The following is a 1,825-nucleotide window of genomic DNA, read 5'->3' as shown; positions in this document are numbered from 1 at the left end:
CTCCCACAGGGGATATGTTTACCGCGAAATTATTTATCTGCCCAAATTGGATTGCACATGGACCTGACCCCACGCGAAAAAGACAAGCTGCTGATCTTCACCGCCGGCCTCGTCGCCGAGCGGCGCCTGGCTCGTGGCCTGAAGCTCAACTATCCGGAAGCCATGGCCTACATTTCCGCCGCGCTGCTGGAAGGCGCCCGTGACGGCCAGACCGTGGCCGAGCTGATGCACTACGGCACCACGCTGCTGAGCCGCGAGCAGGTGATGGAAGGCATCCCGGAAATGATCCCCGAGATCCAGGTCGAGGCGACGTTTCCCGACGGCACCAAACTGGTCACCGTCCACCAGCCCATCGCCTGAGGTCGCGGCATGACTTATCACATTCGTGACGCCCGCCCTGACGATCTGTCGGCGATCCGTGACATCTACAACGATGCGGTGCTCAACACCACGGCGATCTGGAACGAACAGGCGGTGGACCTCGGCAATCGTCAGGCCTGGCACAGCGCCCGGCAAACCCAGGGTTATCCGGTGCTGGTGATCAGCGACGCCGAAGATGACGTGCTCGGCTACGCTTCATTCGGCGACTGGCGGCCGTTCGACGGTTTCCGCCACACCGTGGAGCATTCGGTGTACGTACGCAGCGATCAACGTGGCAATGGCCTCGGCCCGTTGCTGATGAGTGCGCTGATCGAGCGCGCCAGGGCCTGCGGCAAACACGTGATGGTTGCGGCCATCGAGAGCGGCAACGCGGCGTCGATTCGCCTGCACGAGCGGGCCGGTTTTGCCATCACCGGGCAGATGCCCCAGGTGGGTACCAAGTTCGGCCGCTGGCTGGACCTGACCTTCATGCAGTTGGTCCTCAATCCCGGGGCGCCACCGCCCGCCATCGACAAGGAGTGATACCGATGAACGCCGCCCAGTTGCGCCGAGTCCACGCTGAAAGCTTCGCGCATTACCGCCAGGGCTTGATTGATCTGCTGCTCGACGCCGTGGGCTATGGCGCCAGCGTCGGGTTCATGGCTGACCTCGATGCCGTCCAGGCCCGCGCCTATTTCGACGAGGTCCAGGCCAGCCTCGACCAGGGCCATCTGCTGCTGTGGGTGGTGGTCAAGGACGAGCAGGTGCAAGCCAGCGTCCAGCTCGCGCTGTGCCAGAAGCCCAACGGCCTCAACCGCGCCGAAGTGCAGAAGCTGCTGGTGCGCGGCGATGCCCGCCGCCGCGGCCTCGGCCAGCAGTTGATGAATGCCTTGGAGCTCGGTGCGCGCCAGCACAAGCGCGGCCTGCTGTACCTCGACACCGAGGCCGGTTCCGAGGCCGAGGCGTTTTACCGCGCCATGGGCTACACCCGCGTCGGCGAACTGCCCGACTACTGCCAGAGCCCGGACGGGACCTACAGCCCGACCGCCATTTACTACAAGACTTTGGGGCAACCGCAATGATTCCAGGCCAGTACCAGGTCCAGCCCGGCGAGATCGAGCTCAACGTCGGCCGCCGCACCCTCAAGCTGAACGTCGCCAACAGCGGCGACCGGCCGATCCAGGTCGGCTCGCACTTTCATTTTTTCGAAACCAACGACGCCCTGGCCTTCGACCGCGCCGCCAGCCGCGGCATGCGCCTGAACATCCCGGCCGGCACGGCGGTGCGCTTCGAACCGGGCCAGAGTCGGGAAGTCGAGCTTGTCGAACTGACTGGGCATCGCCGGGTGTTCGGGTTTGCCGGACGGGTCATGGGCGACCTGGACTGAAATGCCTCTGTGGCGAGGGAGCTTGCTCCCGCTCGGGTGCGCAGCAACCGCAAAAAAGCGAGGGCCACTACGTAGCCC

The 1,825-nt window shown here is 64.7% G+C and carries 4 protein-coding genes; all 4 read left to right on the top strand.

All coding sequences use genetic code 11. The annotated features are described in order from the left end of the window. Window positions 1-57 precede the first annotated feature (57 nt). From ureA to ACE04F_RS28635, 4 genes are read left to right on the top strand one after another with little or no spacing between them, the layout of a single operon-like run. On the top strand, window positions 58-360 hold the full coding sequence (ureA, locus tag ACE04F_RS28650) for an urease subunit gamma (RefSeq protein ID WP_003197350.1): 303 nt from the start codon (window positions 58-60) through the stop codon (window positions 358-360). 9 nt (window positions 361-369) lie between these two features. Next, complete coding sequence (locus ACE04F_RS28645) at window positions 370-903, top strand: GNAT family N-acetyltransferase (RefSeq protein ID WP_486111035.1); 534 nt, start codon at window positions 370-372, stop codon at window positions 901-903. Between the two features lie 5 nt (window positions 904-908). Continuing rightward, a complete protein-coding gene (locus tag ACE04F_RS28640) occupies window positions 909-1,442 on the top strand; it encodes a GNAT family N-acetyltransferase (RefSeq protein WP_486111033.1) in 534 nt (177 codons plus the stop codon). Beyond that, complete coding sequence (locus ACE04F_RS28635; protein WP_486111031.1) at window positions 1,439-1,747, top strand: urease subunit beta; 309 nt, start codon at window positions 1,439-1,441, stop codon at window positions 1,745-1,747. Before ACE04F_RS28640 ends, ACE04F_RS28635 begins: the two co-directional genes overlap by 4 nt. The last annotated feature ends 78 nt before the right edge of the window (window positions 1,748-1,825 follow it).

This window comes from Pseudomonas sp. AGC41 (genome assembly GCF_057334555.1).
Note: the sequence above shows the minus strand (reverse complement) of the source record. Positions and strands in the feature narration are given on the sequence as shown.